The organism is Wolbachia endosymbiont (group A) of Myopa testacea, assembly GCF_964027115.1.
GTDB lineage: Bacteria > Pseudomonadota > Alphaproteobacteria > Rickettsiales > Anaplasmataceae > Wolbachia.
Genome location: NZ_OZ034729.1, coordinates 1,036,508 through 1,062,834 on the forward strand (window position 1 = coordinate 1,036,508; position 26,327 = coordinate 1,062,834).

The window sequence follows — 26,327 nt, forward strand, 5'->3', positions numbered from 1 at the left end:
GCTGATCCAAATCCTAGCTGGAATGACAGAGGGTAATGCAAGAAATCAACGAACTGCCTGTCATTTCATCCGGTTTCTTAATTCCAAGTAGCTGTAAAATAGTAGGGGCAATATCAGATAACCTTCCGTCTCTTAGTTTTAGATTATCGCAAGACACAATAAATGGCACTTTATTTAGAGTGTGTGCTGTATGAGGTGTATTATTTTCTTCATCGAACATACATTCCACATTACCATGGTCTGCAGTAACAATTAATGCAGTGTTGCTTGACTTTTTAACAGCACTCAGCACTTTCGCAAGACAATCATCTACAGCTAGCACAGCTTTCTCGGCTGCTTTTATATTACCTGTATGCCCTACCATATCAGGATTAGCGTAATTTACAACTATCAGTGCGAATTCTTGGGAGTGAATTTTTTCTACAAGCTTTTCTGTGAGCTTGAAGGCTGACATTTCGGGTTGCAAATCATAAGTTTGAACTTTTGGTGAGGGAATGAGTATTCTTTCTTCACCAGAGAAAGGTTCTTCTTTCCCACAATTGAAAAAGAAAGTCACATGAGCGTATTTTTCGGTTTCGGCGATGCGTAATTGTTGCAATTTATTGTCTTCTATTGTTTGTCCTAAAGTGTTAGCAAAAGATATAGGAGGAAAAATATAAGGAATTTTGAGATCTTCTTTATATTTCATCATGCTTAAAATTGAAGAGAGTTTTGCTATTTCAGTATGGTTTGTTTTACTAAGCAAAATACTTGCTAATTGTATCATTCGATCAGCACGAAAGTTAGCCAACAGCACTCCATCTTCTGGTTTTATACCTTGATAGTCACCTATTACTGCGGGCCTGACAAACTCATCAGTTATGTTATTTTGATAATTTTCATCAATCAACGATACTGCATTATCATGACGAGGTGCCTTTGCAAATGCGATAGCCTCATAAGCTTCAATTGTTCTCTCCCACCTGTTATCACGGTCCATAGCATAGTAACGCCCAGAAACAGTAGCAATTCTTATGTCATTTCCCTTTATACTCTTTATAAATTCTTGAATGCATTTTTTTCCTGAATTTGGTAATGTGTCTCTGCCATCTAAAAATGCATGTATCACCACTTTGATTCCATGCTGTGATATTTTATTTGCTAAAGTCGAAATATGCTTTTGATGCGAATGAACACCGCCATCTGACACTAATCCCATTATATGGCATACTCCGTTCTTACTTTTTAGATTACTAATAAAACTTTGTAGATTTACATTGTTTTCTATTGTTCCAATCTCTTGATTAATGCGCTGAAGGCTTTGCATTACTACTCTACCACTGCCAATATTCATATGGCCAACTTCTGAATTACCTATTTGACCACCAGGTAACCCAACATCAGTTCCACAGGCGGACAAACTGCATTTTGGATAATTAGAGCTAATATATTGCCAACAGGGTGGATTTGCGTTGCTAATAGCATTATATTTACTGCTTTCTACTCCATTTCCCCAGCCATCTAGTATACATAAAACAACTGATTTAATGCCCATATAAGATTAACACTAGAATTTCACAGAGAAGAGCTCCCCGGGCCGGATTCGAACCAGCGACCAATTGGTTAACAGCCAACTGCTCTACCACTGAGCTACCGAGGAATAAACCGTCTTTAATTTATCACGTTGAACGTTGATTGTAAACGTTTTTTGTATACTTTGTAAGATCCTGTTCAAATTCACTTCGCTTTATTACTTCAACAGTTGCACCAATAATATCTTTTATTTGAGTTGCAAAATTCTCTCCTGTATAGCCCGCATCAACCAGTATATTTTTAACTCCAGAAAGGTTTTCTTTTGCATTGTTGACCATTCTCACAGCACTGCTGCAGTCAGTTGTTCCTGCAGTTGTTACATAAATTGCATGTGGTAAATCTTGAGTATCAACTGCGATATAGCCCTGAGATTTTTTTACCAGCGTCATAGCCTTTTTCTTCAGCAGTATCTGCGTTCTTTACACTCTGAGCATCAATTATGTACAGGTTCTTAGCTATATTTCTAGCTGTAACTATAAATGTATGGATTTTTTATCGTGCCATGTTATAATTAACTTCTTGCTAAAAATTAAATATTGATGAATGAACTAAAAAAGTTAAGTATTACACAAATGCATGACGGGCTCAAAAAAAGGAGTTTTTCCGCTGTTGAACTCGTGGAGGCGCACATCAGTGCGGTTGAAAATGAGAAATTAAATGCATTTATAACAAAAACCCCAGAGATAGCAATGAAAGCTGCTAAAGCTGCAGATGAACATTTCTCTAGGCAAAAGGATGATTTAATCTCGCCGCTCATGGGTATACCAGTTGGCATCAAAGATCTATTCTGTACAAAAGGAATAAAAACAATAGCATGCTCAAAAATGCTGGAAAATTTCGTTCCGACTTACGAATCTACGGTGTCTGACTTGCTTTTAAAAAGTGGAGTAGCCATGCTCGGTAAGCTTAATATGGATGAATTTGCTATGGGTTCTGCGAACACAAACAGCTATTTTGGCCCTGTTGAAAATGTGTGGATTAGAAAAAGTGATGGGGAAAAAGTTGTTCCTGGTGGATCATCTGGTGGATCTGCAGCATCGGTTGCTGGATTTTTATGCGCTGGAGCGTTAGGAAGCGACACCGGTGGATCTGTACGCCAACCAGCAGCTTATTGTGGAGTAGTTGGAATAAAGCCAACTTATGGAAGATGCTCGCGTTTTGGTATGATTGCATTTGCGAGTTCTCTGGATCAAGCAGGAGTCATTACTCGTTCTGTCTCTGATTCAGCATTAATGCTGGAAGCAATTTGTGGCTATGATAAAAAAGATTCAATATCGAGCGAAAAGCCAGTGCCTAAATTTTCTAGCTTTATAAATGGTGATGTCAAGGGTAAGTGTATTGGTATACCAAAAGAATATAGGATGGATGGAATTTCAGAGGAAATAGTTCATAATTGGGAAAGAGTTGCTTCCTATTTAAAAGAAAATGACGCTGAAGTTGTTGACATTACTCTGCCACATACTAAATATGCAATACCGGTCTATTATTTAATCTGTTCTGCTGAAACTTCATCCAATCTTGCTCGTTACGATGGTGTGCGTTATGGATTAAGGGTTGATGCTGATACCCTTGAAGAAATGTATTCACTAACAAGAGCAGAAGGTTTTGGTAAAGAGGTGAAAAGAAGAATTTTAATTGGCGCTTATGCGCTTTCTTCAGGTCATTATAATGAATATTACGAAAAAGCGCAGTGCATTAGAGCATTAATCAGAAATGATTTTATAAAAGCGTTTGAAAAAATAGATTACATACTTGTGCCATCTGCTCCAACAGAAGCTTTTGGCTTAAATGAAAAGCCAGATCCGCTAATTATGTGCATCAATGATGTGTTTACCGTGCCAGCAAGCCTTGCAGGATTGCCTGCTATTTCTGTTCCTGTTGGGCTTTCCAATGAGGGTTTACCACTTGCCTTGCAAGTGATTGGAAATTATTATGACGAAGCTGGAATATTAAATGTGGCAAGTGTGATAGAGCAAAATTGCGGCAGAATAATTAGACCTCTTGCATAATCTATTTTCTGATAGTAATTTTTGCATTAAAATTTGCTTATGCTCATCAACGTACTCTATGGTTCCATTTTTAGATGAATAGCAAAAACAGGGCATATTAATCTGTTTACAAAATTTTCGTGTAACAGTTCACACTTAATTAAACAGACTAAATTCTGTAATTTTGGGATGTTGAAAAATTTACCTTACGTTGTCATTCCAGCGCATAACGCTGAAATCTGGATTTATAGAAACGGATTAAACGAAAAAACTTGCTTGACATCCTTCGCCAGCCCCCTTATTATGAAAATAAGGGTATTTATGACTCAAAACTTGTTTTTGACCTGCAGGCTCAATGACAAAATTCAGTAAAAAACTCAGGGTATTTATTGGCGGATTACATAAAATTATAGCGGCTGCATGTCTTTTTTATTTTTTCTACATTCAGCCAAATCGCGCTTATTTTAAGGGTTAGCACATTATTACAGCGCCAGTTTAAATTATTATAGGGTCAAAACTCGCACCATGGGGCTTCTTTTGCCTTTTTTTTCGTTTGGTAAATTTCTTAATGTTTGTAGCTAAAGCAATTTAAGAGACCGAAAATGGTGTCATTCCACCGCGTGACGCTGGAATCTAGTCTTTATTATACAGCCACTTATTTAAAGTTAAGTTTTCTGGATCCAAGTAGTCTGGGCACTGGGATGACACCCTCTTGGATAGAAACCAGTGTCAGCTACTTTCATGACACCATGACAACCGTCATTCCGCTGCTTGTTAGCACTGCGGCAGTATGACGGTCTGCGGCGGTATGACGGTTCGCGGCAGCATCTCGTCATCCCGCTATGTGTTAGCGGGATTTAGAGATACCGCGGCGGTATGATGTAGAGTGCTTAGAAGCGGTTATTTTACTATAAATGGCTGTAATGGCATCATCTATTTTATTGCTATCACAGCCTGTTTGTGCAAGTTCAGTATTCCCACCACAGTTCTTTTCAACTGCTATTGATATTAGTTCTTTTGCGCTAATCTTATTGATTAAGTCTTTACTTACTTTAATAATCAAGACTGTTTTATCTTTTTCTGTTGCCGTAAAAGCTATTACCGTTTTTGGTTTTTGTTGCTGCAAAACAAACTTTCTTATTACATTTGCTGGAATATCAGTGAAAGTGTGGCTTATAAAATTTATTCCATTTATTTCAGTGCTTTTTATATTCTCTGCACTCACAAGCTTTTTATATAGGTTTCTTATTTTGGTTTCGGATTTTTTGTGTTCTTGACTTAAAACACTTAATCTGCTTGTTATTTCACTTACTGGCAATTTTACGAATTCTGCAACTTTTTTTAAGTTAATTTCATTATCACGTACATAATTGATTGCTTCCTGACCAGTTAAAGCTTCAATTCTCCTCACTCCAAAAGCAACAGAACTTTCTGTTACTATCTTAAATAAACCAATTTCTCCAGTATGTTCAACGTGCGTGCCACCACATAGCTCTTTCGAATCTCCAATATTTACAACTCTAACCTGATCACCATATTTTTCACCAAACAACGCCATGGCTCCTTCGTCTATTGCCTGATTCATGCTTTGAATTTTTATAGATGCAGAAAGATTTTCTCTGATTAGAGAGTTTACCATATCCTCTACCCAGAATAACTGATCTTGAGTCACTTGAGTGTTATGGCTGAAGTCGAATCTCAGTCTATCTGGTGCAACTAGGGAACCTTTTTGAGTGACATGATCACCCAAGATTTTCTTTAATGCAAAGTGTAGAAGATGCGTAGCCGAATGATTTCTTCTTAAGGTTTGCCTTCTTTCCTTGTCGATGCTTGCTGTAACTACATCACCTTTACAAATTGAGCCGAATTTAACTATGCATCTGTGCAAACATAGGTCATTAATCTTATTGGTATTTTCCACTATAACCATACTTCCAGCAATGCAATCTGTCGTCATTCCAGCGCTTGACCACGTGTTTTCTTCTTTCTGGATCCCAGTGTCCGCTACTTGGATGACAGAAGGGACAATGAAACTTCCAGTATCCCCCACCTGTCCACCTGACTCGCCATAAAAAGGTGTTTTATCAAGTATAATGGTTATCTTTTCTCCCTCCTTTGCAGAATCAATTACTTCATTTTTAGAGGAAACTATAGCTAGTATTTTCGCATCACTTACTTCATTGAACTCATAACCAACAAATTTTGTTTTGCCAAATTTATTGATCAAATCAAACCATACTTGCTCAACAGATTTTTCACCAGATCCAGCCCATTTAGCACGTGCTCTCTCTTTTTGTTCTCCCATTGCATCATCAAAACCCTTCTGGTCAAAATTTATTTTTTTCTCTTTTAAAACATCAAGTGTAATATCCAAAGGAAACCCATAGGTGTCATATAGCTTAAATGCTGATTCTCCAGGTAAAGTATCGCCCGATTTTAAATCTGTAGTGAATTTCTCCAGAAGATTGATACCTTTCATCAAAGTGTCTTTAAAGTTTTCTTCCTCTGATTTTAACGTCGTTTCTATTAAGCTTTTGGCTCTGACTAATTCAGGATAAACATCTCCCATATAAGCCGAACTCGTGCTATCTATCAGCGCCGGAAAAATGCGATGGAGTAGAGAATCATTATATCCAAGCAGGTGGATATAACGCGCGGCTCTCCTAATTAATCTGCGTAATACGTAATTCCTGCCCTCATTTCCAGGAAGCACTCCTTCTGCGATGAGAAATGCAGCCGCGCGAAGATGATCTGCTACGATCTTATGCGCTATTTTATTTTCCGTCCTTCCACAGTACTCTTGAGATTTATTGATCAGAGCAGAAAATAGATCAATATCATAGTTATCATGGACATTTTGCATTACAGTAGCTATTCTCTCAAGACCCATTCCAGTATCGATGCATTTTTTTGGCAATTTGTGTAAATTACCTTCTTCATCTTTGTTAAACTCCATGAATACCAGATTCCAGATTTCAACAATTCTATCGTCATCTTGTAAATTAGGACTCCCATGGTCATAAAAAATTTCAGAACATGGACCGCATGGACCAGTGCTTCCCATACTCCAAAAGTTATCATCCGTTGTAATTCTTATGATTTTATCACTTGAAAAGCCACTGATCTTACGCCAAATCTCGTACGCCTCATCATCAGTATGGTAGACGGTTATGGATAGTCTGTTTTTATCAAGAGATAACTCCTTAGTGATAAATTTCCACGCAAATTCTATCGCAGTTTCCTTAAAGTAATCACCGAAGCTAAAATTTCCGAGCATTTCAAAAAATGTGTGATGCCGAGTTGTATAGCCAACATTTTCAAGATCGTTGTGTTTACCGCCTGCTCTTAGGCACTTTTGACTTGAGACAGCACGTTTCATTTCAGTTTTTTGAGCACCAGTAAAAATATTTTTAAACTGCACCATACCAGCATTTGTGAACATGAGCGTTGGGTCATGTTCTGGAATCAAAGGAGAAGAAGAAACCTGCTCGTGGTCATTACTTAAAAAAAATTTTATAAATCTTTCTCTGATTTCACTTAACTTCATTATTTTTATTGAGATTATTCATGAATAATAAGCTGCAATGGAAATAAAATCAATTACAATACCACCTCTCTCTAGATCTCAGAACTTCTAGTGATATACACCTTGTGGTAAGGAAAAATCAATATATTCACGATAAATTTACCTCATATCTGTGTTTTATATGTGGAAATTGGAATGGAAATTTATGTAGGCAAAGAAAAAAGAATAGCAAATGTGGTAACTGAGCACTGGAGTGACATAAAAGGACCAGACAGAGATTGGCCAGAAAGGCACGAAATAGACACTGCAGAAATAATGGAGTCATGGCAGCATTGTTTTATCATTGAAGTCAAGGATCAAGGTTATATTTGTGAAAATGCAGGAGAAAAGGCTGTTGAATTCTATGGTTTTGAGAAAAAGACGCGCATTGATAATAAGTATGCAATTGATGCACCATTTTTGCGACTATATAAAATAGATGCAGTTATTGATAAACTTGATGCTGTAATAGAGAGTAAATGCCCAATCAATGAAGAGGAAGAAAGTGAAAGTGTTAAAATGAGGCAAGTATTGTTACCACTTGGGAATAAAGAAGGTATAACACACATATTGGGCGTAATTACTTTTAAACTCCTTTAATATACAATTTTAATTTGATTCTTTAATAAAATTATTTATACTAATGCTTAATTACTATTAAAGAACTCAATAGTAGTGTTTGTAAATTTATTTGGAATATGAAGAGAATAAAATTAAAAACCAAATCTTCTGTTAAAAAGCGCTTTCACCTTACAGCTAAGGGTAAAGTCATTTCTACTCAGTCAGGCAAAAGGCATGGCATGGTAAAGAGAAGTAAATCTAATATTCGTAATCAGCGCGGTACAACGATTCTTGGTAAATCTGACTCGCGTATAGTTAAGCTTTATATGCCTTATGGTATTTAACAAAATGGAGGTAAAATAAAATGGCTCGGGTAAAACGTGGAGTCACTACTCACGCTCGTCATAAAAAAATATTGAAACTGGCAAAGGGTTATAGAGGACGTGCAAAAAGCTGTTATAGAATTGCATTACAAAGAGTTGAAAAAGCACTACAATATGCTTACAGAGACAGAAGAACCCGTAAACGTGATTTCCGTAGCTTATGGATAATACGTATTAATGCAGCAGCAAGAGAGCATGGGCTTACTTATGGTAGGTTTATGCATGGTCTTACACTTGCCGGCATTGATTTAAATAGAAAAATTCTTGCTGAGATGGCCGTTAATTACAAGGATGATTTTGCCAAATTAGTAGAAGCTGTAAGTGGTAAATTAGCGAAGAATTCTTAAAGCAAAAACACTTGAAAGCATGAGAATTATTTTCATGGGATCACCAGGATTTGCTGTTAATTCTCTGAGCTTGTTACTGAAATCAAAGAGCGAAGTGGTAGCAGTATACACCAAGGCTCCAAAACCTTCAGGACGTGGACAGAAGCCAACGAAATCTCCAGTACATGTTATCGCTGAAGAAAGTAACATAGAGGTATGTACTCCTATCTCTCTAAAGTTTTTGGCAGAGCAAGAAAAATTTAGAAATTTCAAACCAGACGTTGCAGTTGTTGCTGCGTATGGATTGATACTTCCAAGAAAAATTTTGAATATTCCTAAATATGGTTATATTAATATTCATCCTTCATTACTACCAAGGTGGCGTGGTGCAGCTCCGATACAGCACACAATTTTAGCAGGAGATCAAGAAACCGGGGTTAGCATTATGCAATTGGATGAAGGATTAGATTCCGGCCCTATTTTAAAACAGGAAAAATTTCTTATCGAAAAGAACGATAACTACAAGACATTGCATGATAAATTGTCTGAATTAGGCAGTGATTTACTGCTGAAAGTGCTAAACGAAATTGAAAAACAGGTTCCCTTAAAACAGAACGATAATGATTCATGTTACGCTGACAAAGTGGAAGACTATAAAATTTATGCAAGTGATGCTTGTGAGGTTGCTTATAGAAAGGTTAAAGCGTTTTACCCAAAAGCGTTCATCAAGATAGAGAATAAACGTATCAGGATACTTGATGCTGACTTTGAAGCTCTCGCTTCAGAACAAGGTAAGATTGTTAACGATAATATGCACATAAGTTTAAAAGGTGGCACTTTAATTCCTAAAGTTGTACAAATGGAAGGGAGAAATCCTTGCAGTATTGAAGATTTTATTCGTGGCTTGAAATCAAGCATGGTAAAAAAATTTATAGAATAGACTGCTTTAAATTAGTGTAGAAATGTAATAGCTAAATTTCCTTTTCTTAGATATAATCTTAAAAAACTTTCTGTACAAAAATGAAAATAAAAAGAGCTTTAATATCAGTATACGACAAAACGAATATAATTGATCTTGCATCGTTTTTAATGCAGCAACAAATAGAAATTCTCTCAACGGGAAATACTTATAAAGCACTATCTGATGCCGGAATAAAAACACAAGAGGTCTCAGATTACACACAATTTCCAGAGATACTGGGTGGTAGAGTAAAAACTTTACACCCTAAAATTCATGGAGGAATACTTTGCAATAGAGAAAAGCACAAAACGGAAATGCAAAATCTAGGTGTTGAGCCAATAGACCTGCTTATAACTAACCTATACCCATTTTGGGAGACAGTAAATAGCGGCTCAAATGAAGATCAAATTATAGAACAAATTGATATCGGCGGAGTGGCGTTAATTAGAGCTGCAGCAAAAAACTTTTGTTTTACTTCAGTTATTTCTAGCATTCAAGACTATAAAGCACTAAAAGCTGAGATGATAAAAAATAACAATGAAACAACATTGGAATATAGAAAACATTTAGCAACCAAAGCATTTGCTCTCACTGCACACTATGATTCTAATATTCACAGTTGGTTTTTATCCCAGAGTAAAAATAATGAGTTGCCAGAGTTTTTTGCACTATATGGACATAAAGTACAAGAACTCAGGTATGGTGAAAATCCCCATCAAAAAGCTGCATTTTATAGTAATCAATTTACCAAATATCCGCTAGAAAAAATACATGGGAAAGAGTTGAGTTATAATAATATAGTAGATATAGAGTCCGCACTTAACATAATTTCTGAGTTTAAAGAGCCTGCAGCAGTGATAATAAAGCACAATAACCCATGTGGCACTGCTGTTAGTGATAATGCTTTGGAGGCATATGAAAAGGCCCTATCGTGTGATGAAGTAAGCAGTTTTGGTGGTATAGTAGCTTTAAATCGGGAGATAGATTTAAAGCTAGCAGAAAAATTAAACGAGATATTTTTGGAAGTAGTGATAGCACCTTCAGTCAGCAATGAAGCACTAAAAATTTTGCAAAGAAAGAAAAATTTAAGAGTGATTATTCATAAATCTTTCCAACAAAATGTGAAATACCAAACTAAAAATGTTGTTGGTGGGTTTTTGGTGCAAGAAAATAATGACAACACAATAAAAGCAGAACAAGTAACAGAATGCACTACAACAGAAAAAGAAAAGGAAGATCTTATTTTTGCCTGGAAAATATGTAAACATGTGAAATCCAATGCAATAGTTATAGCAAAAGATGGTTGTGCTATTGGCATCAGTGCAGGGCAAACAAGCAGAATAGATAGTGTGAACATTGCAGTAAAAAAAGCAGGTGAAAAATGTAAAGGTGCAGTGCTTGCTTCAGATGCATTTTTTCCATTCCCAGATAGCATAGTAGAAAGTGCAAAACATGGAATTACAGCTATAATTCAGCCTGGTGGCTCGCTGAAAGATCAAGATGTGATAAAAGCTGCAAATGAAAATAAAATTGCTATGTTTTTCACTGGCGTTCGCAGTTTTTTCCATTAGGCTTTGTGTCTTATGGCTAGAGATTTTTCCATATCATACCACCATAACTGTACGAACGTTGTGATTTGAGTCCACAAGGTAGGATGTCATTCAAGTAGCCTCCTTCTCCTGTCATCCCAGTGCCCTGACTATTTGGATCCAGAAAAGTTTGCTTGTAAGCAAGCAAACTAGCATAGAAAGTGGTTGTTAAAACACAACGTTTTCGATGAGATTATATGGAAAACTAGATTCCAGCGTCACGCGCTGGAATGACACCATTTTCGGTCTCTTAAATTGCTTTAGCTACAAACATTAAGAAATTTACCAAACGAAAAAAAGGCAAAAGAAGCCCCGTGGTTCGAGTTTTGACCCTATAATAATTTAAACTGGCGCTGTAATAATGTGCTAACCCTTAAAATAAGCGCGATTTGGCTGAATGTAGAAAAAATAAAAAAGACATGCAGCCGCTATAATTTTATGTAATCCGCGAATAAATACCCTGAGTTTTTTACTGAATTTTGTCATTGAGCCTGCAGGTCAAAAACAAGTTTTGAGTCATAAATACCCTTATTGTCATAATAAGGGAGCTGGCGGAGTTTGTCAAGGAATTTTCTTATTTCATTTAAATTGCTTGTAACCTTCTTATACACTCGTCTTTACCAAGAATCACCATGATATCGATGATTCCAGGTGCATCCATTACTCCAGTTATAGGGGCACGTAATGAGTGGTATACACCACTTATTTTCATATCATGTGATTTTGCACATTCCTTGATCTGAGAAGATAAAAAACCCTTATTCCAATTTTCATCATCGATCTTTGACAGAAATGATGCGAGTAACTTAATTATATTGAGGTTAGATTTGACAATTTGACAAGCTTCTTCACTTAAATCAAGTGGCGGATCTTGAATATAAAATTTTGCTAAATCCAATAATTCGGTCAGGTAGTTTGCTCTTTTTTTCAGCTCTGTCAGTCCCTGCAGTAAATAGCCCTTTTTTTTGTCAGTTAGAGTATTTTCTCTAAGCATTAGAGTCAGAATATCTTCATCGCTCATATTACTAATATAGTGGTTATTCAAATGCTCCAGTTTTTTGAAATCGAGCCGTGCAGGTGAACGACCAATACTTTCTAAATTAAACCACTCTATTGCTTGCTCATCGCTAATAATCTCATCGTTGCCGTGACTCCAGCCAAGTCTCAGCAAGTAATTACGCATCGCTTTTGGCAATATTCCCATCTTTTCATAATCGCAAACGCTTGTGGCACCATGCCTTTTGGATAGCTTATTCCCATCTTCCCCATGGATAAGCGGCACATGTGCAAAGCGTGGAATGTCAAAATCAAGAGCCTGGTATATTAGCAGCTGTTTAAAGGTATTAGTGAGATGGTCAGAGCCACGTATTACATCAGTTATTCCAGCATCATGATCGTCAACCACTACGGCAAAAATATATGTTGGAGTGTTATCAGAGCGTAAGATCACTATATCATCAAGCTGCTCGCTACTTACTTTGATTGGGCCGTATATTTTATCATCAACGACGATCTCTTGCGAGTCTGGCACTTTGAAACGGATAACTGACCTCACACCCGATGTCATTCCAGCGCGTGACGCTGGAATCCACATATTTTTTTCTGGATCCCAGTGTCGAGCACTGGGATGACAAGAAGGAGGTTTTGTAGTACATTTATGCTTGTATATCTTGCCCTCTTCTCTTGCTTTTATTTTCTTTTCTGTAACTTTATCTTCAGGGCAATAACAGTGATACGCCCTACCCTTCTCAACCAAAAGGTTTGCTACTTCTTTATGCCGCTCTATTCTTTTTGACTGATATACTATTTCCCCATCATAGCTCACACCGAGCCATTTTAGCCCTTCTATAATTGCATCAATTGCTTCTTGTGTTAAACGTTTTCTGTCGGTGTCCTCAATCCTTAGCAAAAACCTGCCACCATGGTGCCTCGCGTAGAGCCAATTAAATAACGCAGTACGAGCCCCTCCAATGTGCAAAAACCCTGTTGGTGATGGAGCGAATCTAGTGACTACGTCTGGCATGTTATTGTTACAGTAAAGTATAGGCTATGATACACAAAATCCACGTTTGTAACAATGTAGAATCTATTTATCCTGAGAGATTAAATTTTATTTATTTTTAATAAATCGTGTTGTATAATTTAGTGTTGGTTAATAGTCAGGTATGTTATGACTGGATCTGTAGATGAGATAAAAGAATTGTCCTCAGCTAATGAAGCTAATGTCAGTTGGCGTTACACCGGCCCATTTGATAAAACAAAACAAAGAGTACAGGCAGATAATCTCTTGCATCTAGCTGCAAGAACACCAAACAAAGATAAATTTGTAGACATTTGCAAGAAGAACATTGCTTCTGTAACTGTGCATAATGAATATGGAAATAATCCATTTCATGAAGCAGCAAGGAGTGGGATTTTGCTGCCTGCAGTAAAAGAGATTGTGCATTACTTAGAGACGGAAGCTGATAACAAAATTACAAAAGCAGAAGAAGCTGGAGATCGGAAAGAAGTAAGCAGATTGAAAGAGGAACTCAAATGTAATAAAAAATATATTAAAGATGCGCTCTGCAGTAAAGACCATGCTTTTAATAAGAAAAGGGAAACTCCTCTTTATTACTTAGATGCTGCACAACAGAAAGAAATTAAGCAAATCGCAGACATAAAAGACAGCTTTATATGTAATCAGAAGTTTCACCTGTATTTATATATAGTAGGGGCTATAGCGTGTATTGCTGCCTTGTGTTTATCTTTATATTTTCTGTATCTATCTTCTCAGACTTTTGCACTAAGCTCGATGGTTGCAATAGCTTCTGGCGGAGTCACATACCTGTCAGTTAAGGCATGTATCTCGTTACATGCCTTGCATAACGAAAGCACTTTAGTGGAAACTAATGTACAACTTGCAGGAGAAGGTTTGGGTGTTTGATGAAGCTAGAAATTACTTGCAGGCAATTATATAGGAATGTACTTTCTTAAGAGTGATTCTTAAGAAAGTATATTTATACGATGACAGAAAAGAAGTACAGTAAGATTTTAATAGCAAACAGAGGGGAGATTGCCTGCAGGATTATCAGAACTGCCCATAAGATGGGTATATCTTGTGTATGCGTATATTCGGATGCGGATATAAATTCTGTACATGTAAGGCAAGCAGATGAGTCGAGGTATATTGGCCCTTTGCCTTCTTGCCTTAGTTACTTAAACATCGAAAAAATATGCGAGGTAGCAGTCGAAACAGGTGCACAGGCAGTTCATCCTGGTTATGGGTTTTTAGCGGAAAATCCAGATTTTCCACGTGCTCTGCAAAAACACAACATAGATTTCATCGGGCCAAGTGCAAAAACAATAGAAGTTACAGCCAATAAAATAACGGCAAAAGAAGAGGCAAGAAAGGCTGGAGTAAATGTAGTACCAGGATATATGGGCAAGATTAAAGATGTCGCTCATGCAGCCATCGTTGCTGAAGAGATTGGTTTTCCAGTTATGCTAAAAGCTGCATCAGGCGGTGGTGGCAAAGGAATGCGAATTGTAAATTCCAAAAAAGAAATTGAACTAGCGTTCACATCAGCAACAAATGAAGCAGAGAAAAGTTTTAAGGATGGCAGTATCTTTATAGAGAAATATATAGAACTACCAAGACATATTGAAATACAAATCATAGCAGATAAATATGGCAATATAGTGTGTCTTGGAGAAAGAGAATGCTCGATACAAAGGAATAATCAGAAAATAATGGAAGAAACGCCAAGTCCATTCATTAGTGAAGAAGTAAGACAAAAAATGTATGTCCAATGTGTTTCTCTGGCAAAGCAAGTTGGCTATTTTTCAGCAGGCACTGTTGAGTTTGTTGTAGATAAAGACCAAAACTTCTATTTTCTTGAGGTAAATACGAGATTGCAAGTTGAGCATCCAGTAACAGAATTTATAACTGGAATAGACATAGTAGAAGAAATGATTAGAACTTCCTGTGGAGAGAAATTGAGATTCAATCAGGATGATATTAAACTTACTGGTTCTGCAATAGAAAGTAGAATTTGCGCTGAAGATCCATCGAAGAAATTTTTCCCTTCCAGTGGAAGAATAAAATATTATGATAAACCGGATGAAAATGATTATGTAAGAATAGATGATGGAGTTGCTGCAGGTTCAGAAATTAGCACGTTCTATGACTCAATGATTGCAAAAGTTATAACATATGGAAAAGATAGAGTAGAAGCGATCAGTAGAATGCAAAAAGCATTGTCTGAATGCTATATAGAAGGAGTAACAAATAATATAGAATTTCTAGAATCCATCTTCCATCACCCAAATTTTATTGCAGCAAAGCTCCATACGAGATTCATTCCAGACCATTACCCTAGTGGGTTTCACGGCGATTTTGTTACAGAGGAGTATATTAAAATATTTATTTTCACTGCGTTATATGTTCATTTGGAAAATGAAGAAAGTTACCATCATAAAGCAGTGAATGAAACACCTAAGGTGTCATTCCAGTGCGTGACACTGGAATCTAGTAAAAGAGAAGGGGCACCAGTATCAGCTACTCGGATGGCAGGTGACCGTGCAAGAGATTTATTCATAGTGAATATAAATGACAATGAGTACTCCGTAAGTGCAAGATATCAAGATAATATATTAACAACAGTATATAACCACAATACATACTCTGTAGTAGGCAAGTGGAAATCAAGTCATAAGTTACTATATATTACAATTAATGATGATGCTGATATAACATTTAAAGTAGAAAAACAAGGCAGCAAATACTTCATAAGACATGCAGGCATGAAAGCTGAGTGTTGTATATTTAAGCCTCATGTAGCTGAATTAAGTAGGTTAATGCTAAATAATGAAACAGAAGGGATTTCAGCAGATGCTGTAAAATCCCTAATATCTGGCTTATTAGTTAAGTTGCACGTAAATATAGGAGATCAGGTGGAAATAGGACAACCTTTATTTGTGGTGGAGGCAATGAAAATGGAAAATATCATATGTGCTGAAGCAGCAATGGTGATAAAAAATATTCTCGTTCAAGAAGGAAAAAATGTGCAGATTGGTGATGTAGTATTAGCTCTGCTTTCTTAAATAACACAAGAAGTATAAACTTGACCCAAATAAGATAAATGAAAACACTTGATGAGCTATGGCAATGGCTATTGGTATGTGCAATAATAGAGTAATTACACCCAAAATGATCTGAATGATAACGGAGAGCAGCATAATATATACCGGTTTTACGCTAGCATTTTTTACTGTGAGTATTACTACCAAAGCTAGTATTAGCAATGCCAGTGCTCGATGTATAAATTGCACTGTCGCTCTGTTCTCAAAGATATTCAGCCATATAGGGTGTAAGAAAAATAAATCTTCTGGAACGATTTGTCCGTCCATTAGTGGAAAGGTATTGTAAATCAAACCAGCATTTAATCCCGCAACAAACGCACCGAAAATTATTTGTATTACAATTAGGGCCAAAATCATCCCTGTGTAGTATATAGTGTCACTACTAATCTTAAGTTTAGTTTGCTTTGGCCTGATTAGGTAATCAAAAAATTGATATGACAATAATGCAAAGACAATTAATGCTAATAATAAGTGAAGTGCAAGCCTATAGTAGCTAACATGAGGTTCAGTTACTAAACCACTTTTAACCATATACCAACCAGCAAAAGCTTGTAAAGCTCCAAATAATAATGCCACAAATAGCCTTATTACTACCTTTTTATATATTTTTCTTCTTAATGTAAAATATATAAATGGCAGGACAAAAACTAAACCTGTTAGTCTTGCAACCAATCTGTGTACATATTCTATTAAGTATATAGCCTGAAATTCCTCCATACTCATACCATAGTTGAATGCTTCATACTCAGGTGTAGTTTCATATTTTAATTTTTCTTGTAGCCAATCTTGTCCACTCAGTGGTGGCAATGTTCCAGTGATGGGTTTCCACTCCGTGATTGACAATCCTGCTTTTGAAAGTCTGGTAAATCCACCAATCCCCACCATGAAAATTACCATAATACAGCAGAGAAAAAGCCAAATAGCTACAGGTTTTGATTGCTTTTGTTCCATAAACCATGCTGAGTTTTGTTCCATCGCTCAGGGTAAAGAATAAATTCCCACAAGGCAAGAAAAGCTGCAACACTATGTAGCAGACTATAGACCGGAAAAAATATCGATACTATATAAAAATAAAAAGGCATCTTTTGCTGTTTGACAGCTATTACCAAAAGAATCAGGTTAGTAACGTATACCACTACAAAGTAGTACAAAAATAATTCATTTAAAACTTTAGTTAATATCAATGAAAGCAGTAAAAATGGAGTAGTAAAAAATATAAAAGCTGCAGAGCCAACAAAAAGATTCAATAGCAAAATTCCCTTAAATCCAGTGTGTTTATAAAGAGACTTTATATTTTTTAAATGAACAATATAAGTTTGCATATAGCCTTTGATCCAGCGCGCTCTTTGCTTAATCCAAGCAAATACAGCAATTGGTGACTCTTCCAATGTTTCTGAGTCAATCATCCTGGTTTTATATCCCATTTGCGCAAGTCTCAAACCAAGGTCAGCATCTTCGGTAACACTATAAGCATCCCAGAAAAACAATTTTTTTAGAATTTTTACTGAAAAATGATTACTGCTAACACCCAAAGGCATTGGCATGTTCATTTTTTGGAATCCAGGCAATAAGTATTGAAACCAGTTCATATACTCCAGAGAAAAGGATTTTGTCAGAAAATTATGATCATAATTATAGTAATTCAACCTTGCCTGTACACAGGCTAACTTATCGTCGCCCTTATTAAATTCAATCAGTGCTTTTTTTAACTGCAATGGGTCTGGTTTATCATCCGCATCATATATTACTGCATACTTTCCTCTAGCAAAGCTCATAGCATAATTGCATGACTTGGCTTTTGTTCTAGGCAAAGAATGAGGCACTTTTATTACTTCAAAATACTGTGGTAAAGTGTACTTTTCTATAGCTGCTAGCGTTTCCTGGTCATCACTTTCTACCTGAAGCTTCACATCTAATTTCGATTTTGGATAATCCAAACTTTCAATGCTTTCGATCAATTGCTCTATCACTGCACTTTCTTTAAAAGCAGGCAATAAAATAGTATATATAGGAAAATCTTCTTCATTCAGCTTACTATAATCCACTTTTTGGTTGGAGGTTTCACATAAGTTAAAAATTGTAGCTATAAACTTGAATAAATAACTAGAACATCCGATTATAAATATCAACATCAAAGCAAAATATGTATATTTCTCTGTTAGTGTTAAAATTGAAGTTACAATAAAGAAAGAAGCAAAAAATATTGAGCTTAGTTTAATGCTTTTAGCTGAAAAATTAGCATTCTTGTAATATAAGTAGTTGCTTGCAAATTCTGAAATACCAAAGTGCGAGTTAAGAAGATTTAAAATCTGTTCGCTATCCACTTTTATTAATACATAGTCAATACCGTAATGAGCTTCGACCTAACGGTTGATATCTCGGCTTGTGTCTTCAACCATAAAAAAAGTAGTATCATTTAATTTTTGCCAAGGAATTATATTAAATTTATAGTAAAAAAGTTTCTCTTGCTCTTTGCATAAACTAGAATCAAACTTAATTTTTTCTACATTATCAGCTTGAAGTATAGGCAATTGTTGCATTAAACCTAATGCAATTTTTTATTTAAGTCACGTGAAAATGAAGATATGACCTCGCTACTACGCTTATCATCTTTACGTTCATGCATTATTTTTTTTACAGCATCAGCAGCTATATTTGCTGTGTTAGCCTGTAAGTCTCCAAGAGCTTTTTCAACTTGGTCAGTGACTTTCTTCAAGTTAGAATGGGCATTGTCATCTAATGTCTGATCTAGCTGCTGTCTATTGTGCTTAATGATACTATTAGCTTTATCAAGTGCTTCATTCATCATTTTATTAACTTCTGCATCTAATTCTTTGTATTTTTCAGAAGATTTTTTGTAATACTCCAACATATCTTTCCTGAATTTTTCAGTTTCTTCACTTGAAAATTTGCTTTTGTTACGCTTATTGTTAAGCGCATTTTTTATCACTTTCTTTAGCAATTTATACGAAAGGACAAAACTTACCAAGAAGGTAAGACCGATAATCAGTGATGTAGACATAAAAACCCCTAAAATTCTTTGGACACCAAGTCAGCAACAAACTCCTCTTCAATTTCAGAATTGGTCAATTTATTATAATAAATTAAAGCAATACTAGTAGCCATTTGTTTTAACTGATCAGTATATTCAGATTTAAATTCTGCCACTTTTTCTTCAATAAGTTTGCTCTTTTTTTTGTCTTCCTCTTCTAATATATTCTTAACATTAGCTCTCATTTCTTCTACCTGAGCAAGTGCATCATCTATGATTTTTTTTGCCTGTATTCTAGCTTGGTTTAAAGCGGCATTATGCTTGGCAATCTGATCTTCCGTAAGTCTTAAAAGATGAACAGAACTATTAAAAGAATCCAATACTTTTTTACTTCTAGTGCTTATTATTTTATCTAACTTTGGTAAAAATAAACAACTTACTACGAAAAAAAGTGAAGAGAAAAAAATTAAAAACCAAAAAACTTGAGAAAAGAAGGTTGAAACATCAAGCTGTGGCATGTGTTAAGCAACAAATATTAATAATACTGCAAGTAAAAACGCAAGCAATCCCATTATTTCAACCATAGCAGCACCAATATAAACGTAAGTTTTCATTTTACCTTCCGATTCAGGATTCCTCGCAATCCCATTCAGCATAGCAGAAAAGATATTAGCTATACCTAAACCAGCACCGAGCATTCCAAACGCAACTAAACCAATTGCTATAAATTTTAAAGCTACTAAATCCATATATTACCTTTAAACATTTCTTTATAATATAATTGTAAAATATTCTGCAAGGAAGTCAATTACTTTACTGCATCTGACAAATATACACATGTTAATATAGTAAATATATAAGCTTGCAAAACTGCAACAAATACTTCAAACCCTATCAATGCAATTATGAACAAAAACGGCGCAGGAGTGAGAAATATGTTCATATTTACAATAAACCCTGCTATCACTTTGATAATTGTATGACCCGCAATCATATTTGCTGCAAGCCTTATTGATAGGCTAATCGGCCTTACTAAATAAGCAAACAACTTAATAATAATTATTATAGGTGCAAGCCACGAAGGAGTTCCTTTTGGTAGCAATATGCGTAAAAATTCTACTCCCCTTTCTTTAAATCCAACAATCGTTATATAAATAAAAACCACCATCGATAAAGCGAAGGTGACTAACACATGACTTGTGACCGTGAAACTATAAGGAAGAACACCAACCAAATTACATGATAAAATGAAAATAAACACTGTAAATATCAATGGAATGTGCTGCAAGCCTTTGCTTCCAGTGTTACTTTCTATTATTGAAACAACAAAATCATATACATATTCAACTGCAGCTTGCAAATATCCTGGTATTACTGACCCCTTCTTTATTCCAAAAAGCAAAAAGAGTATCACCAATATCACCGAAATCATCATGAAAAGAGATGAATTGGTAAAGCTTACGTCATACCCAAATAACCTAGGTAACTCTATTATTGTATATACTTTAAACTGTTCCAGTGGATTTAATGCCATTTTAACCTGAACTATAAACAGTAAATAAAGTATGAATTTTATAGGACAAAGTCAAGAATTAAAATAAAGCCCTGTATCATTATAACATTGATACATTAACAAAATATGTAATTAGAGTGTTAATTACAGTCAGCTCTGTATTTTAAAACTTACTAATCTTATTAAATCATTCAATATCTTGACTTAACATCTTATTTTAATTATAATTTAATTTTTAGTGAGGTATTATTATGAACGAAATAGATTTTATTAACACTAATCATCCTTTAAATTTAGAGCAGGAATTTGGTAGTGGATACATTAAACTAACAGATGGCTCCTTTAACGAATATGCTGGCCATTATCAAATGGGAAGCGAAATACTAGATAAAAGCCATAATATGATAGGAAACTTAACTATTGATGGTTACATTCATAACTTCCATGAAGGTAACCACAATATGAATCTTAAGCTCTCTATGGAGATAGATTTAAAAGGTGATATCGAGAAGATAAATTCTCTCTACAATAATATATAAAATTACAAAAACTTCTGCATCCTTGTTTATGATGTAGAAGTTACCTTTTATTCCATTACAACAAGCTTTAAAAGCACTACATTTTATATTACAATAACTCTTTTATTTCTTTAAAGGTTCATGAAATTCACATTATCTTGGTTATTAGAACACTTAGAAACCAATGCTAGTTTAGAAGAAATTACCGATAAATTAACTCATATAGGGTTAGAAGTAGAAGATGTGATCGACAATACCAAATTAGCTGGTTTTATTGTTGCAAAAGTATTAGAAGTTGCACCTTATCCAAATGCCGATAAATTAAAATTATGTAAAGTAGATGACAGAAGTAAAACTCTACAAATAGTTTGCGGAGCAAACAATGTTAGAGAAGGTATGAAAACTGTGCTTGCATCTCTTGGTAGCACATTGCCAGAAAGTGATTTCACAATCAAGCCTACAAAAATACGAGGAGTGCTAAGTGAAGGGATGCTCTGCTCTGCTTCTGAACTTGCGCTGGTTCAAGAGGAAAGTGAAGGAATAATCGAGCTTTCCGATGATTATAAAGTAGGGGATAAATTTTTCAATTGTGACCCTGTAATTGATATAAATGTTACTCCAAACCGTGGAGATTGCTTAGGCATTTGTGGAATAGCTCGCGACCTTGCTGCAACTGGAATTGGGACATTAAAGACTTTAAGCATTCCACAACTTACCAGCTCCATAAATTCACCAATCGATGTTGAAGTGACTGACGGAGAAAGTTTTATTAGTGGAATATACATCGCCAATGTAAAAAATCAAGAAAGCCCAAAGTGGCTAAAAGATAAATTGGAATCGATAGGAATGCGCTCCATTTCTACAATAGTTGACATTACTAACTATATTATGATATCTTTTAATCGTCCAATGCATGCGTTTGATGCAAACAAAGTAGATGGCAAACTTACAATAAGAAAAGCAAATGATGGAGAAAGCTTCTTTGCTTTAAATGGTAAGGAATATTTACTGGACAATAATATAAACATTTATTCTGATAGTAAAAATATTCATGGAGTTGCTGGAATTATAGGTGGAAAGTGCAGTGAATGTACTCTTGAAACCACCAATATTTTTTTGGAATTAGCTTTGCTCGATCCAATCTCTATCACTAAATCTTCAAGACAGCTCAGCATCTCCACAGACGCTAGTTACAGATTTGCACGTTCAATCGATCCTGGATTTACCCTTGATGGACTCAATCTTGCAGCCAAAATGATTTTGGATTTATGTGGTGGAGAAGTCTCAAGCGTAGTGTCTGCCGGTAATCTAGATAAAGAATACACCTCTGTCATCCAAGTAGCTGACACTGGGATCCAGAAAAAACCATGCCGGAATGATGCTAAGATAAGCCTTGATTACCAAGATATAAACAAGTTTGGAAGTGTATCTGTATCACCTGATGAGACGTTCGATATCTTAACGAAACTAGGGTTTAGTATTGATAAAAAAACCGAAGGCAATTGGAATGTACAAGTACCAAGCTGGAGACCGGACGTGACTATACCTGCTGACCTAATTGAAGAAGTAACAAGAATATACGGCTATGACAAAATAAAAGAAGAACCACTACCAAATAATGTTGAAGAAGTAGATAGTACATACGACAATTTGCGTATTTTGATGACAAACAGAGGGTTTCATGAAGTGCTAACCTGGTCGTTTATGAGTGAATCAACAGCTGAAAAATTTGGTTACTCGAATAAGTTATTTATCATCGATAATCCGTTTAACAATAACTTTAATATGATGAGACCAAGTATTATGCCAAATTTATTGCAAGTCACTGCTGATAATATTGCCCATGGAGTATCTGATCTTGCAATCTTCGAAATTGGGCCGATTTACGATGGTGAAGCTCAGTCTAAACATGTCTTAAGTGGAATAAGAACAGGAAATAATTTGCCGCGAAACCATTATAATATTGATAGGAAAGTAGATGTTTTTGACGCAAAGGCTGATTGCATAGCAGCTTTGGAGTTTTTTAACGTCAATTGCGATAATTTAACGATAGAGAGAGCAGAAAAAGAACATTACCACCCAGGAAAGTCAGGCACTCTCTCTTTTAAGAATAAAGTAGCAGGTTATTTTGGAGAGTTGCATCCTAATATATTAGATCTTTTTGACATCAAGCAAAAAGTTGTAGGTTTTGAGGTAATACTAGAAAATATTGAAAATTTACCTGTAAGTAGAAAGAAATTTATCGATTATAAATACCAAAGTGTAAAACGTGATTTTGCATTTATTGTAAATAAGGATGTGGAAGTAGGTAACATAATCAATGTGGTAAAAAAAAGCTCAGAGCTCATCACAGAAGTTTTAGTATTTGACGTATACCATGGAAATAATATAGAATCGAATAAGATGTCTATAGCATTGTCAGTTACTTTCTGCTCTCCAATCCACACTTTAACTGAAAAAGAGATCCAAAAAGAATCAAGTGCTATAGTCAATTTGGTATATGAAAATACCGGAGGAACTTTGAGAACTCATCATTAATCCGCAATCATAGTGTTCTGCTTTTGCTGTGTCACACTTACTTCATCCAATCTATTCCCAATCTTGAATTCAATATCCTTAAAAAATCTATTCCACATTCCATGCAAATGCTCTTCTATTTTAGGCCATACATCATTCTTAAATGTTTCTCCATCATCAGAAAATAAATCACCTAAAAAAGCCCCAGCTTTCTTATAACTTGACTGAAAATGTTCAAGAAATGTCCTTACTTCATTATAAGTATCATGTGCCACATCTAACGCTTTTCCTTCTGTACTCTCATCCCCGTACATTGCAGTAACTAAGCCCGTCTTAATATACCCCCAACATGTCCAAAAAGATTTCACAGGTTGCAAAAGTGGACTCTTACCACTTTTTGGCACATTATTTATTATATTTTTCACCAGTCTGCCTATTAAAGGAGACAATAAATTTTGACTAAAATGTTTGATATTATCTTTTGTTTTAATTACAGGATATTTTATGCATCTTTCTGCTAAACAGTACTCCAGTTCTGCTTTCTCTAATAATTTCTTGATCTCTGCTTCATCAAAATTTTCTTTCTTGAGCACCTCCAACAACTTATTTTCTATTACTGCAAATTTTATTTTTTCGCGAGACGTCAGTTCTTCTTTGTAATCATTTCTTGTTTCTTCATTTACCAATGATTCTTTTTTGTCTGACTCTAATTGTTCCAATGCTTCTAAAATTTCTTGGTTATTTCGCAAGCATAACTCTATTAACTCCATACTTGAAGATTTCTCTTCTTTACTATTTTTCTCAACATCCAAATCCTCATTCTGCTTTCCTATTATTTCCTTCAGTCTTGTAGGTTGCGTAAAATATTCTCCAATTTCTTTTCGATAAGAAACAATCTTGTTTACTAGACGTTTTTCATCTTCTCTATTGAATAGCATGTCCTTATTATCTTCTACATTCTTTATACTTTCCCCTTGCTTTTCAAATAACTCTTGAATTCTACATCTTGTTATTTCTAAATACATCTTCTCTACAAAGTCATTCACTTTATCCGAAGTCCTTGTTTCATTTAATTCACTAAGATCTTCTGCTAAAAATTGCTCTATTTTGTTATCTGACTTATTCAGTAGAGTTTGAATAGTCCTTATTCTCGATTCTATTAGCCTTTCCTCAACTTTTTGATCATCATATTCAAATTTAAAAAGATCTTCTAATTTCCTTTTTAAAGCACCACCTTTTAAGTTACCGTTTTTCCTATTTTTATGCATCTCTTCTAATTTTTTACGTATTTTGTCATACCTTGTTTGCCCTATCTTTTTTAAGCACTCAATTTCTTCTTTCACACTACCCAGAGCTTCCTCTGTCGCCTGTGGATGTATATCTCTATAAACACCAATTATTGTTTTTTCAGCTATTTTCCCTTCTTTTATAAGCTGTTTCCATTTTGCTTTAAACATAGGAAGCCCTCTATCGTCCAAGTCATCTGGTACTTTTGCTCCTGCTTTTTTTAGATCTTCTAGTACCATTTCCTTTTCAGTCGGCAATTCCTTACCTTGGCTTTTCAGTTCTTGCTCCACTAATACCTCTTTCAGTCTTTCTTCTAATGAAAAATCTTCCTTTTCCTCTCTTCTTTTTTGTGCAAATTTAATTGCTTGTATAAAAGCAACTCGATAAGCATTTTGTATTAAGTAATTCACCAGTTTAGAATCTATACTATCCACCACTTTCAGTCTGAATTCGTTCAACAGTTCCTCCAGCTTATCATATGTAATATCTTTTCCTTCTAGCTTCATTAGCTCTTCCATAGTCTTTGCGAATTCCTGAATCGAAATTGCAAGCACATTCTTGATCTCATTACGTAAAGGCCTAAGGCCATTTTTTAAATTGATATTAGCTGATAATTTCAGTATGGTATTATGTTCTGAATCACGTGCAACATTAAACCAACTACCATCTTTATCTTCATATAAATCTCTAAGTAATTGTTCAAATTGCGGTGGAAACTTAACTTCCATATCCCACTTAATGTCTGACTTAACAGCATCTATTTCACGAAAAGACACTTCAATATTCTGGTGTTCATTCTGATATAACCCATTACTTATTTTTAGAGCAGCAACCAAAGAATGAGATAACTTTCTGTTTGTAAGATAAAAAGTAGCTAAGGCGGGTGTTGCAGGAATAATTAAGGCTATAAGCACAGCTATATCAACAAGAATTGCAATTGCAGCAAGAACGCCATATGCCAATCTTTTTGCTGTACTTACCTCACTCTTTTTTGTTTTACTTTCCTCTGAACTGGTTTGTGTTTTACTGTTTGTTTTATATATAACTAACCCCAATGCAACAGAAGCAACATAAGGAAACATTAAAACTGATAGAGCTAAATTTAATACTTTCTTCTCCAGGTAAGCTCTGTTTATTTCCTTAAATATTTTGCTTGATATATTATACCAGGAAGTAAAAAAATCGGAGCCGTAACCTTTATAATGAAATATACTTAGTGGAATGCTAAAATCAGCACCTATTTTTTTTAAATTACTAACAGATTCTTGCTCTTCCAAAGTAGCAACAGGTCCTTCCTGTTTTTCTGAAGTAGCAAAAGATTCTCTTTGTAAATTAGGTTGTCCATTTAATGCATCTAAATCACCACTATTGTTATTTAAGTCAACAACTTCCTCACAACCTACAACAGCATTCATACCATAACCTTATCCA

21 protein-coding genes, 1 tRNA gene and 1 pseudogene are annotated in these 26,327 nt (G+C 35.2%); 10 read left to right on the plus strand and 13 right to left on the minus strand.

The window, feature by feature from the left end; genetic code table 11:
- Positions 1–13: 13 nt before the first annotated feature.
- From gpmI to AAGD91_RS05205, 3 genes and pseudogenes are all read right to left on the minus strand, one after another.
- Complete coding sequence (gene gpmI / locus AAGD91_RS05195; protein ID WP_341820874.1) at positions 14–1,534, minus strand: 2,3-bisphosphoglycerate-independent phosphoglycerate mutase; 1,521 nt, start codon at positions 1,532–1,534, stop codon at positions 14–16.
- A gap of 33 nt (positions 1,535–1,567) precedes the next feature.
- Positions 1,568–1,639: transfer RNA gene (locus AAGD91_RS05200), tRNA-Asn, on the minus strand.
- A gap of 19 nt (positions 1,640–1,658) precedes the next feature.
- Positions 1,659–2,013 (minus strand): annotated as a pseudogene (locus AAGD91_RS05205) (transposase); the annotation flags it as partial.
- A 98-nt stretch (positions 2,014–2,111) separates the two neighbouring features.
- On the opposite strand from AAGD91_RS05205, the gene gatA reads away from it, so the two are divergent.
- The gene (gatA, locus tag AAGD91_RS05210; protein ID WP_341820875.1) at positions 2,112–3,581 is read left to right on the plus strand and encodes an Asp-tRNA(Asn)/Glu-tRNA(Gln) amidotransferase subunit GatA; all 1,470 of its coding nucleotides are present in this window, start codon (positions 2,112–2,114) and stop codon (positions 3,579–3,581) included.
- Positions 3,582–4,407: 826 nt separating this feature from the next.
- Here the strand turns inward: gatA and alaS are convergent.
- Positions 4,408–7,107: an alanine--tRNA ligase gene (gene alaS, locus AAGD91_RS05215; protein ID WP_341820876.1), complete on the minus strand. Its 2,700-nt coding sequence runs from the start codon at positions 7,105–7,107 to the stop codon at positions 4,408–4,410.
- Positions 7,108–7,281: 174 nt separating this feature from the next.
- Here alaS and AAGD91_RS05220 point away from each other — a divergent pair, with 174 nt between their 5' ends.
- The 5 genes from AAGD91_RS05220 to purH all read left to right on the plus strand — a co-directional run bounded on the left by AAGD91_RS05220 (position 7,282) and on the right by purH (position 10,927).
- Complete coding sequence (locus tag AAGD91_RS05220) at positions 7,282–7,725, plus strand: PAS domain-containing protein (RefSeq protein ID WP_253309455.1); 444 nt, start codon at positions 7,282–7,284, stop codon at positions 7,723–7,725.
- A 98-nt stretch (positions 7,726–7,823) separates the two neighbouring features.
- Positions 7,824–8,030: a 50S ribosomal protein L35 gene (gene rpmI / locus AAGD91_RS05225; protein ID WP_064125368.1), complete on the plus strand. Its 207-nt coding sequence runs from the start codon at positions 7,824–7,826 to the stop codon at positions 8,028–8,030.
- Positions 8,031–8,050: 20 nt separating this feature from the next.
- Positions 8,051–8,416, plus strand: a complete 366-nt coding sequence (gene rplT, locus AAGD91_RS05230) for a 50S ribosomal protein L20 (RefSeq protein ID WP_341820877.1) — start codon at positions 8,051–8,053, stop codon at positions 8,414–8,416.
- A gap of 19 nt (positions 8,417–8,435) precedes the next feature.
- The gene (gene fmt, locus AAGD91_RS05235; RefSeq protein WP_341820878.1) at positions 8,436–9,335 is read left to right on the plus strand and encodes a methionyl-tRNA formyltransferase; all 900 of its coding nucleotides are present in this window, start codon (positions 8,436–8,438) and stop codon (positions 9,333–9,335) included.
- 80 nt (positions 9,336–9,415) lie between these two features.
- Entirely contained in the window at positions 9,416–10,927 is a 1,512-nt protein-coding gene (gene purH / locus AAGD91_RS05240) for a bifunctional phosphoribosylaminoimidazolecarboxamide formyltransferase/IMP cyclohydrolase (protein WP_341820879.1), read from the plus strand.
- A 601-nt stretch (positions 10,928–11,528) separates the two neighbouring features.
- On the opposite strand, the gene gltX is transcribed toward purH, so the two are convergent.
- Complete coding sequence (gene gltX / locus AAGD91_RS05245) at positions 11,529–12,968, minus strand: glutamate--tRNA ligase (RefSeq protein ID WP_341820880.1); 1,440 nt, start codon at positions 12,966–12,968, stop codon at positions 11,529–11,531.
- Between the two features lie 147 nt (positions 12,969–13,115).
- Between gltX and AAGD91_RS05250 the strand changes: the two genes are divergently transcribed.
- On the plus strand, positions 13,116–13,871 hold the full coding sequence (locus tag AAGD91_RS05250; protein WP_341820881.1) for an ankyrin repeat domain-containing protein: 756 nt from the start codon (positions 13,116–13,118) through the stop codon (positions 13,869–13,871).
- A gap of 80 nt (positions 13,872–13,951) precedes the next feature.
- Entirely contained in the window at positions 13,952–16,030 is a 2,079-nt protein-coding gene (locus tag AAGD91_RS05255) for an acetyl-CoA carboxylase biotin carboxylase subunit (RefSeq protein WP_341820882.1), read from the plus strand.
- On the opposite strand, the gene AAGD91_RS05260 is transcribed toward AAGD91_RS05255, so the two are convergent.
- The 7 genes from AAGD91_RS05260 to AAGD91_RS05290 are packed head-to-tail and all read right to left on the minus strand — an operon-like array spanning position 16,013 to position 20,595.
- Entirely contained in the window at positions 16,013–17,044 is a 1,032-nt protein-coding gene (locus AAGD91_RS05260; RefSeq protein WP_341820883.1) for a COX15/CtaA family protein, read from the minus strand. The genes AAGD91_RS05255 and AAGD91_RS05260 overlap by 18 nt on opposite strands.
- Positions 16,993–18,414 carry a glycosyltransferase family 2 protein gene (locus AAGD91_RS05265; RefSeq protein WP_341821519.1) on the minus strand — a complete coding sequence of 474 codons (1,422 nt, stop codon included), beginning with the start codon at positions 18,412–18,414 and terminating at the stop codon, positions 16,993–16,995. Before AAGD91_RS05265 ends, AAGD91_RS05260 begins: the two co-directional genes overlap by 52 nt.
- Before the next feature lie 18 nt (positions 18,415–18,432).
- On the minus strand, positions 18,433–18,609 hold the full coding sequence (locus AAGD91_RS05270; RefSeq protein ID WP_341820884.1) for a hypothetical protein: 177 nt from the start codon (positions 18,607–18,609) through the stop codon (positions 18,433–18,435).
- A gap of 5 nt (positions 18,610–18,614) precedes the next feature.
- Positions 18,615–19,091, minus strand: coding sequence for a hypothetical protein (locus AAGD91_RS05275; RefSeq protein WP_341820885.1), 477 nt, complete (start codon positions 19,089–19,091; stop codon positions 18,615–18,617).
- Positions 19,092–19,099: 8 nt separating this feature from the next.
- Positions 19,100–19,579: a hypothetical protein gene (locus tag AAGD91_RS05280; RefSeq protein ID WP_341820886.1), complete on the minus strand. Its 480-nt coding sequence runs from the start codon at positions 19,577–19,579 to the stop codon at positions 19,100–19,102.
- A gap of 3 nt (positions 19,580–19,582) precedes the next feature.
- Complete coding sequence (locus tag AAGD91_RS05285) at positions 19,583–19,810, minus strand: F0F1 ATP synthase subunit C (RefSeq protein ID WP_250294934.1); 228 nt, start codon at positions 19,808–19,810, stop codon at positions 19,583–19,585.
- Between the two features lie 59 nt (positions 19,811–19,869).
- Positions 19,870–20,595: a F0F1 ATP synthase subunit A gene (locus AAGD91_RS05290; protein WP_341820887.1), complete on the minus strand. Its 726-nt coding sequence runs from the start codon at positions 20,593–20,595 to the stop codon at positions 19,870–19,872.
- Between the two features lie 230 nt (positions 20,596–20,825).
- On the opposite strand from AAGD91_RS05290, the gene AAGD91_RS05295 reads away from it, so the two are divergent.
- Positions 20,826–21,113: a hypothetical protein gene (locus AAGD91_RS05295; RefSeq protein WP_341820888.1), complete on the plus strand. Its 288-nt coding sequence runs from the start codon at positions 20,826–20,828 to the stop codon at positions 21,111–21,113.
- 120 nt (positions 21,114–21,233) lie between these two features.
- Positions 21,234–23,630 carry a phenylalanine--tRNA ligase subunit beta gene (gene pheT, locus AAGD91_RS05300; RefSeq protein ID WP_341820889.1) on the plus strand — a complete coding sequence of 799 codons (2,397 nt, stop codon included), beginning with the start codon at positions 21,234–21,236 and terminating at the stop codon, positions 23,628–23,630.
- Here pheT and AAGD91_RS05305 read toward each other — a convergent pair.
- Complete coding sequence (locus AAGD91_RS05305) at positions 23,627–26,311, minus strand: hypothetical protein (RefSeq protein ID WP_341820890.1); 2,685 nt, start codon at positions 26,309–26,311, stop codon at positions 23,627–23,629. The genes pheT and AAGD91_RS05305 overlap by 4 nt on opposite strands.
- Positions 26,312–26,327 lie beyond the last annotated feature (16 nt).

Bases quoted from the DNA above. Each gene is read 5' to 3' on its own strand.
- pheT (WP_341820889.1), top strand. From the start codon at position 21,234: ATGAAATTCACATTATCTTGGTTATTAGAACACTTAGAAACCAATGCT.
- AAGD91_RS05305 (WP_341820890.1), bottom strand. From the start codon at position 26,311: ATGAATGCTGTTGTAGGTTGTGAGGAAGTTGTTGACTTAAATAACAAT.
- alaS (WP_341820876.1), bottom strand. From the start codon at position 7,107: ATGAAGTTAAGTGAAATCAGAGAAAGATTTATAAAATTTTTTTTAAGT.
- AAGD91_RS05250 (WP_341820881.1), top strand. From the start codon at position 13,116: ATGACTGGATCTGTAGATGAGATAAAAGAATTGTCCTCAGCTAATGAA.
- AAGD91_RS05260 (WP_341820883.1), bottom strand. From the start codon at position 17,044: ATGGAACAAAACTCAGCATGGTTTATGGAACAAAAGCAATCAAAACCT.
- AAGD91_RS05295 (WP_341820888.1), top strand. From the start codon at position 20,826: ATGAACGAAATAGATTTTATTAACACTAATCATCCTTTAAATTTAGAG.
- gltX (WP_341820880.1), bottom strand. From the start codon at position 12,968: ATGCCAGACGTAGTCACTAGATTCGCTCCATCACCAACAGGGTTTTTG.
- rpmI (WP_064125368.1), top strand. From the start codon at position 7,824: ATGAAGAGAATAAAATTAAAAACCAAATCTTCTGTTAAAAAGCGCTTT.
- AAGD91_RS05280 (WP_341820886.1), bottom strand. From the start codon at position 19,579: ATGCCACAGCTTGATGTTTCAACCTTCTTTTCTCAAGTTTTTTGGTTT.
- AAGD91_RS05255 (WP_341820882.1), top strand. From the start codon at position 13,952: ATGACAGAAAAGAAGTACAGTAAGATTTTAATAGCAAACAGAGGGGAG.
- AAGD91_RS05290 (WP_341820887.1), bottom strand. From the start codon at position 20,595: ATGGCATTAAATCCACTGGAACAGTTTAAAGTATATACAATAATAGAG.
- AAGD91_RS05275 (WP_341820885.1), bottom strand. From the start codon at position 19,091: ATGTCTACATCACTGATTATCGGTCTTACCTTCTTGGTAAGTTTTGTC.
- AAGD91_RS05270 (WP_341820884.1), bottom strand. From the start codon at position 18,609: ATGCAACAATTGCCTATACTTCAAGCTGATAATGTAGAAAAAATTAAG.
- fmt (WP_341820878.1), top strand. From the start codon at position 8,436: ATGAGAATTATTTTCATGGGATCACCAGGATTTGCTGTTAATTCTCTG.
- AAGD91_RS05220 (WP_253309455.1), top strand. From the start codon at position 7,282: ATGGAAATTTATGTAGGCAAAGAAAAAAGAATAGCAAATGTGGTAACT.
- gatA (WP_341820875.1), top strand. From the start codon at position 2,112: ATGAATGAACTAAAAAAGTTAAGTATTACACAAATGCATGACGGGCTC.
- gpmI (WP_341820874.1), bottom strand. From the start codon at position 1,534: ATGGGCATTAAATCAGTTGTTTTATGTATACTAGATGGCTGGGGAAAT.
- rplT (WP_341820877.1), top strand. From the start codon at position 8,051: ATGGCTCGGGTAAAACGTGGAGTCACTACTCACGCTCGTCATAAAAAA.
- purH (WP_341820879.1), top strand. From the start codon at position 9,416: ATGAAAATAAAAAGAGCTTTAATATCAGTATACGACAAAACGAATATA.
- AAGD91_RS05285 (WP_250294934.1), bottom strand. From the start codon at position 19,810: ATGGATTTAGTAGCTTTAAAATTTATAGCAATTGGTTTAGTTGCGTTT.